At 63.3% G+C, this 7,508-nt stretch carries 3 protein-coding genes; 1 reads left to right on the forward strand and 2 read right to left on the reverse strand.

The annotated features are described in order from the left end of the window. Window positions 1-52: 52 nt before the first annotated feature. Window positions 53-4,951 carry an alpha-2-macroglobulin gene (locus tag AC07SU_RS21430; RefSeq protein ID WP_494998162.1) on the reverse strand — a complete coding sequence of 1,633 codons (4,899 nt, stop codon included), beginning with the start codon at window positions 4,949-4,951 and terminating at the stop codon, window positions 53-55. Between the two features lie 298 nt (window positions 4,952-5,249). On the opposite strand from AC07SU_RS21430, the gene AC07SU_RS21435 reads away from it, so the two are divergent. After that, window positions 5,250-6,587: an MATE family efflux transporter gene (locus tag AC07SU_RS21435; protein WP_494998163.1), complete on the forward strand. Its 1,338-nt coding sequence runs from the start codon at window positions 5,250-5,252 to the stop codon at window positions 6,585-6,587. On the opposite strand, the gene AC07SU_RS21440 is transcribed toward AC07SU_RS21435, so the two are convergent. Further along, a complete protein-coding gene (locus AC07SU_RS21440) occupies window positions 6,532-7,425 on the reverse strand; it encodes an alpha/beta hydrolase (RefSeq protein WP_494998164.1) in 894 nt (297 codons plus the stop codon). The two genes, AC07SU_RS21435 and AC07SU_RS21440, sit on opposite strands and share 56 nt — an antisense overlap. Between the last annotated feature and the right edge of the window lie 83 nt (window positions 7,426-7,508).

Consider the following 7,508-nt stretch of genomic DNA (forward strand, 5'->3'; position numbering starts at 1 on the left):
CCGGCGATGAGGCCCTGAAGACCGCCATCGCCGGCAAGCCGGCTCCTACAGGTTATTTGCCTTTGATCACCAGGTCGGCCGGGGTTTCACCCACTGCCTGCCAGTTCGGCCGGTACATCGACTCCACTTGCGGCGGCGGCACCCGGTAAGTGCCTGGCGTTACAGCCCGTGCCAGGTACAGCAGGTGGGTCGTGCCAGACTCTTCCAGCTTCAGCGCCGCCACGTAGCGGTCATCGCGGAACTCCTGGTGCTTGAGGGCCGCATTCTGCATCGACTCACGCCATTCCTTCACTTGGCTGCTGGCGTCTTCCAGGCTGGCGGCGCTTTGCGCCAGGTTCTGGTTTTCCAGCTCCAGGCCGGCCGGCAGCATGTCTACCACCAGGGCATCCGGCACGCGCTGTTTGGCGCTCACCGCCAAATGCACCAGCACCAGGTCACCGCTGTTGAGGTTGCGCAGGTTCAACGGCTGGCCATTCATGCCCAGGTAGTCGCGACGGATGCTCAAGTTATCCCCACCCGCTGCTGGAGGCAGTTGTGGATACCCCGAGATCGTCAGTTGTTGATAAACAGGCGCCTCACCATGATTGCTCAGGCTCAGGTCACTCGACAGCAGCTTGCCATCCAGCGCCAGCGTCGACTGTTGATTATTTAGCTCCTGCACACCCCCACTACCGGTAAGCGTCACTTGCCAATTCGCGTCCGGCTTGGCAAACCCCAGGCGTCCGGCGAGGAACAGCGAATTACGCTCTTGGGTCGACAGGTACGGGCTGGCCGCCAGCAAATCCGAGAGCGTAAACAGGCGTTCCTCACGCTTGCCCTTGGCCAGGTCGTTCTCCTCCAGTAGCGCCAGGATCATCGCCTGGTCGCGCAATGGGCTGCCGTAGTCGGCCAGCCATTCCTTGGCGTTGCGCTGCACTCCCAACCCGGCGAGCAAGGCTTGGTCCGCCCGTGGCTGATCGCCCATTTTCTGCAGGGCGATCGACAGCTGTACCAGCGGCAAGCCTGAGCGCGCATCGCTGCGCCGCTCGAACAGGCCGCGCAATGCACCCAAAGGCGCCTGCTGGCTGCGTGCCAGGACCATACCCGCGTAGGCCTGCACGGCAAAGCGGGTGTGGTCGGCATTGTCGCTGTAGTCGACTTCGATCAGGTTGCGCTCCTGCACATAACGCAGCAGGCGTTCGCTGGCCTTCTTCAAGGCCTCGGGCGGTACGGCAAAGCCCTGGTCGCGAGCGCGCAGCAAGAAGTCGGTGACATAGGCGGTCAACCAATATTCTTCTTCGCCATCGGCGCCCCACAGGCCGAAGCTGCCGTTGTAGCGCTGCATGCCGAGCAAACGCTCGATGCCCAGCTCGATCTTGCGTTTGCGTTCAGTGTCCGACTCGCCTTTGATCGCCAGTTGCTTGAGCAACGCATCATCGGCATACAACGACGGATACAAACCGCTGGCAGTCTGCTCCAGGCAGCCATAGGGGTACGCCTTGAGCGCGCGGATCTGCGCCCCCAGGTTCAGCGGCGGCCGGCTCGACAGGCTCAGCAGCGCCTCGCGCCCCGACGCATCGAATTGATCCAGAGTGCCCGCGGGCAGGCTCCACGGCTGGTCCTTGAGCACTGCACGGTAATGTTTAAGCAACGCCGGATACGCCGGGCGCACGCCCAAGGTCCATTCGCGGCTGAACGGCGGCAGGTTTTCACCCGGCAGGTCCAGACCATTCACGGTGACCTTGACCTTGCCCTGCCCCAGCCCGCCCCAGGCCTTGACCGGGATGCGTAGCGTGGTGCGCTGGCCTTGTTTCAACTCCACGGTCTGCGCGGCACTGTTGACCAGCTCCAACTGCCCTTCAGTCGTCAGTTGCACATCGAGCTTCTGTGCCTTGCCCGACAGGTTGGACAGGTCCAGCGCCAGGGTGGTCTGGTCACCACCGGCCAGGAAACGCGGGGCCGATAGCTCGGCAATCAGCGGGGCGGCAATCACCGTCTTGGCTTCGGCCATGCCATAGCGGTCGTCGCTCCAGGCCTGGGCCATCAGGCGCAGTTCGCCGTTGAAGTCGGGGATATTGACGCTGACCTCACCCTCGCTTTTGTCATTCAAGACCACCGGCGCGCTTTGCAGGGCGACGATGGTCACACTGGTGTCCGGGCGCTTGCCGCCCTTGGCCAAGGCGGCATCGCCGCCGAACGCCAGACTGGCCAGACGCCCCTGGCCGGCTTCGATCAGCTGGCCGTAGATGTCGAACTGGTCCACGCCATAGGCCTTGCGGCCGAACAGGCTGGAATACGGGTCCGGCGTCGGGTATTCGGTGATATTGAGGATGCCCACGTCCACCGCCGCCACCAGCACATGCACCTGTTTCGGCACGCTGCCATCGGCATTTCTGGCGGCGACCTTCACGGTCAGCGGTTGTTTGGGGCGCATTTTTTCCGGCGCGGTGAGAGTCACGCCGAGCTTGCGCTGGGTGCGGTCCAGCGGCAGATGCAGCAGGCCCACGGCACGCTTGGGCGTAATGTTGGCTTTGCGCTCGCCCGGGCGAATCACCAGGGCACTCACATACAGGTCATGGCGCGACCATTTCGGGTCGAGCTTCACAGCGAAGCTTTTACCTTCGGCCGGCACATCGATTTCCTGCCACCACAGCGGCCCTTCGGCAGATTCCACCAGCAGGTAGCCTTTGCCCGCCGCGGGCGGGGTGACGGTGACGTTGGCAGTATCACCGTCGCCATAGGCCGGCTTGTCCAGCGCCAGCTTGACCTGGTCAGGACGTACGGCGCCGCCTTCGGTGTTGTCCTGGGCCTGGTAGCCGGCCCAGAAGCGCAGGCTGCTGACCAGTCCGGTCTGCGGGTCTTCAACCTCCACACGGTACGGGCCCCACTCCACCTGGAAGCTGACCTTGGCAGTGTCGCCAGCCTTGATGTTCAGGGTCTGCTCATCAAGGTTGAGGAATTTCTCGTTGAAGTGATAGCTCCAGCCATCGTTGTCGGAGTAGTTCCAGTAGTAGTCACGGCGCTCGCGCACCAGGCGTACCTTGAGGTTTTGCGCGGCGAGTTTCTGCCCATCCTGGTTGGCCACCAGCACTTCGAACTCTGCCGGGCCATCACCATTGGTTTCCTTGCCATCAAACAGCCCACGCAGGCCCGGCAATTGCTCGGCCGGCCAGATTGGCTGCACCAGGCGCCGGGTGATCGGCCGACCGCCCGACTCTTGCAAGCTGGCCTGTACGATCAATTGCAACGGCGATTTGACGTGGGCCCACTTGCTTTCCAGGGTCAGGTCTTCCTGTCCCTTGGCGTCGAGCACGCTTTCGTCCAGTTCGAAATCCTGGCTCAGTTCTTCTTCGGTGATGGAGCCGAACTGGTAACCCGGCAGCGCCTTGACCGCCTCACGCAACGGCCGCACATAGACCTGGCCGCTGACCCGGTTACCCGAGGCTGGCGCACCGTAGAGGTAGCGACCGTTGACGTGAATCACCGGGTTGTCCGCCGGGCTCAAGGCGGTGTCGCTGCCCTTGAGTTCCAGTGCCAGGCGTTCCGGCAGGAAGTCTTCAACGAGGAATTCATACAACTGCGGTTTACCGTCGCCCAGGTCGAACACCAGTTGCCAGCGCCCGGTCGGCGCTTCGCCGGCCAGTTGCAATTGGTATTGGTAGAGACCGGAGGCATCGGCATCCCACACGAATTTGCGGCTCACCTGTTCATCCGGGCGACGTACTTCGACGCTCACCGGTTGCGGCTTGACGGCATTGCCATCCTTGTCGCGCAGCAAGGCGTTGAGCAACACGGTTTCGCCGGGGCGATATAGGTCACGCGGGCCGAATACAAAGAACTGCAAGGGGTGCGAGGGTTGGCCGCCGATGTCGAACTCGGCTAGGTCCAGGGCAGCGCTGTCGAGGCGCAGCATGCTGGTCTGCTCGCCTTGCTTGGCCAGCAGCACTCGGGCTTTTTTCGGCAACGGCAACTCGGCGTGACCGCCCTTCTCGGTCTTGCCCTGGCCGAGTACACGGCCTTCGGAATCGAGCACTTCGAGGTCGACGCCATCCAATGCCTTGCCGCCTTCCAGCGCTTGGGTAAACACGTCCAGGCGATTGGCGTAGCGGTGCACCGACAGGCCGATGTCGCTCAAGGTGAACATCGTGGCTGGTTGGGAATAGTTGTAGGTGCCGGAAGCCCGCATCACCGCCAGGTACACGCCCGGCTCCTGCAATTGCTTGAGGCCGGCGATCGGCAGCAGCAGGGTTTCGCGGGTGTTGCGTGCCGGGTTCAGGTCGAAGCGCCCGCCATAGACCAGGTCGGCCATCGGCAGCAGTTCACGGGCTTCATAACTTTGCAGGCTGGTATTGCGCCCCCACTGCGCGAGGAACATTGGCAGTGAGCCGGGTTTGACGCGGAAGAATTCGACATCGATCTTGTCGACGTTCAGCGCGATCACCGGCAGGCCTTCGGCCAGGCGGGTCGGCAGCAGGGTGCCGCGGCTGGCGAAGCCGACGGTGGCTTGCAGGTCGCGGGTTTCCAGGCGGTCGTTGTAGTCGGCGGCGAGGGTGTTGCCGTTGACTGCCTTGAGCCCGGCGTCAACTGTGAGCACCAGTTTGCGCTGGGGCTCCAGGTGGCGCAGGCGCAGCTCCATGAGGTTGTCGGAAATTTCCCAGGCGCCGTCGACCTTGCCGGACTTGCTGTCCACCAGGTGGAGTTTGTCGGCGAATTTCTGATCGGGATCCAGGGGAATGGAAAAGCTCACGGAGAGCGTGCTGGCACCGTCGAGCTGCACTTCGGACACGTCCACCACGCTCAACTCGCGCCCGGCATAGCGCTGCTTCAGCGCCGCCACATCCACCGCCGCCTTGACGGGCGTGGGCGCAACGGTTGCCGCCGCAGGTGCGGTCGGGGCAGCCGGTTTATCGGAGGAATCGCAGGCGCTCAGCAGGGCCAGCGCGCAGGCCAGGAACAATCCTTTGTTAAGCATGAGGCACTCGTAGTGAGAGGGTCCGAGAGATGAACTATATATCAGGCCGTGGGCGGCCGATGTGGTGCTGGTCACATTGACCGACGGAGGGTGGTTTGGTTCTTTACAAGAGGTAAAGCCAAGCCAAATCCCACACACACACCGAGGAACCTGTGGGAGCTGGCTTGCCTGCGATGGCGTAGTTTAATGCCCCATATCCGGTGACTGACATACCGCCATCGCCGGCAAGCCGGCTCCTACATTGGTTCTGCGGTGTGAGGGAGGGGCGGTTACAATGCCGCTCCACCGAGGAGCCTTGATGACTGCCCTGCTTAACGACTGGCGCCACCGCCCTACCCATCGCCGCGTCTGGGCCCTGGCCGCGCCGATGATCCTGTCGAACATCTCGGTGCCGTTGGTGGCGCTGGTCGACAGCATGGTCATCGGCCACCTGCCCCATGCCCATCAGTTGGGTGCGGTGGCCGTCGGCGCCAGCTTGTACACCTTTCTCGCCTGGGCCATGGGCTTTTTGCGCATGGGCTCCACCGGTTTTGCCGCCCAGGCCGCCGGGCGCAATGACGGCGCGGCGCTGCGGCAGATCCTGCTGCAAGGCCTGTTGCTGGCGCTGGGGCTGGCGATGCTGCTGGGCACGGTGGGCATTCCCTTGAGCCACCTGGCCCTGGAATGGATGCAACCCTCCCCCGAACTCAATGAACTCACCCGCGAATTCTTCCACACCCGCCTGTTCGGCCTGCCCGCCGCGCTGGCCAGCTATGCGCTGGTCGGCTGGTTCCTCGGCACGCAAAACGCCCGTGCACCGTTGGCGATTTTGCTGACCACCAACCTGGTGAACATCGCCCTGAACCTGTGGTTCGTCCTGGGACTGGACTGGGGCGTTGTCGGCTCGGCGCGTGCGTCGGTCGTGGCCGAATGGACCGGAGCCCTGCTTGGCCTGGCCCTCACGCAAAAGGCCTTGCGCGCCTACCCGGGGCATATTGCCTGGGCGGCGCTGAAGGTCTGGGAAAGTTGGCGCCCGCTGCTGGCGGTGAACCGCGACATCTTTATCCGCAGCCTGGCGCTGCAGTCGGTGTTTTTCATGATCACGGTGCAGGGCGCACGCCTGGGCGATGCCACCGTGGCGGCCAATGCACTGCTGCTCAATGGCCTGCTACTGACAGCCCACGCGCTGGACGGGCTGGCCCATGCCGTCGAAGCCCTGTGCGGCCACGCCATCGGCGCCCATGACCGCCAATCCCTGCGCCGTTCACTGGTGGTGGCCGGAGGTTGGTCGCTGATCGCCAGCCTCGGCTTTGCCTTGCTGTTCACCTTCGCCGGGCACCTGTTTATCGCCATGCAGACCGATATCCCCAGCGTGCGCGAAACCGCCGACATTTACCTGCCGTATCTGGCGGTGCTGCCACTGATTGCAGTGTGGAGTTACCTGCTGGACGGCTTGTTCATTGGCGCCACCCGAGCGCGGGAGATGCGCAACGGCATGCTGCTCACCGTGGCCCTGACGCTGCCATTCGCCTGGACGTTGCAGGGCCTGGGCAACCATGGGCTGTGGATCACCTTCCTGCTGTTCATGGCCCTGCGCAGCCTTACTTTGTGGGCGATTGCGTGGCGCCTGAACCGGCAGAATCAGTGGCTTGGATAAACGCGGTCACACGGTCCAGCACCGGCGCCAGCCAGCGTAGCGGCCGGGAGATTGAAGCCACCAACGTCGCATGGCTGGTCTTGGTGAAATAGGACACTTGGACGGGCACGCCAGCGGCGCGCAACTTGCTCGCCAGTCCACCGGTATTGCGCGTTGGGTTGACCAGGTTGTCGTCGGTTGACGCAAGCAACAGTGCAGGCGGCGCACCGCCGCTGACGTGGTTGATAGGCTGGGACTCGGGCGGCGAGTTCGGGAAGAAGAACACCGGCCGCACATCCCGGTTCTCGATCGGCAGGAAGTCATACGGCCCGGCCAGGCCGATCCAGCCTTTGAAAATGGCGGGCGAAAAACCCACCGCATTCAACCAACGCGCATCCAGCGCCAGCATCGACGCGTTATAGGCGCCGGAGCTGTGGCCCATCACGTAGAGTTGTTTTGGGTCGGCGCCGAACCCAGCGATGTGCTTGTAGGTCCAGGCCACCGCCTGGGCGCCGTCCTGGAGAAAGGCGGGGTATCGCACTTGCGGGTAGAGCCGGTAGTCGGCGATGACAACGACGATACCGCGTGAGGCCAGGGCTTCACCGACGAAACCGTAGTCGTCCTTTGAGCCGCTGTTCCAGCTGCCACCATAGAAAAACACCACGACCGGGGCATTGGAGATCGCCGGGATGGGTCGGTAGATATCGAGTTTCTGCCGGGGATCAGTGCCGTAGGCAATGGCAGAAGTTTTGGTGAAGGTACTGGAGGGAGTGAGTGCGTTGAGCACATTGATGGGGGAGCAGGCTGCCAGGAAGGCGGCGAGTGCCAGGGTGAACGCTTGCAGGAGCTTGCTCGACATCATTCACCTCGACTATCACCTGTAGGAGCCGGCTTGCCGGCGATGGCGTCCTTGAAATACCTGCGTGTCTCAAGGGCCGCATC

This window comes from Pseudomonas sp. GW821-FHT05H12 (genome assembly GCF_059419385.1).

Coding starts and splice junctions, on each gene's coding strand:
- AC07SU_RS21430 (WP_494998162.1), bottom strand. CDS start 4,951: ATGCTTAACAAAGGATTGTTCCTGGCCTGCGCGCTGGCCCTGCTGAGC.
- AC07SU_RS21435 (WP_494998163.1), top strand. CDS start 5,250: ATGACTGCCCTGCTTAACGACTGGCGCCACCGCCCTACCCATCGCCGC.
- AC07SU_RS21440 (WP_494998164.1), bottom strand. CDS start 7,425: ATGTCGAGCAAGCTCCTGCAAGCGTTCACCCTGGCACTCGCCGCCTTC.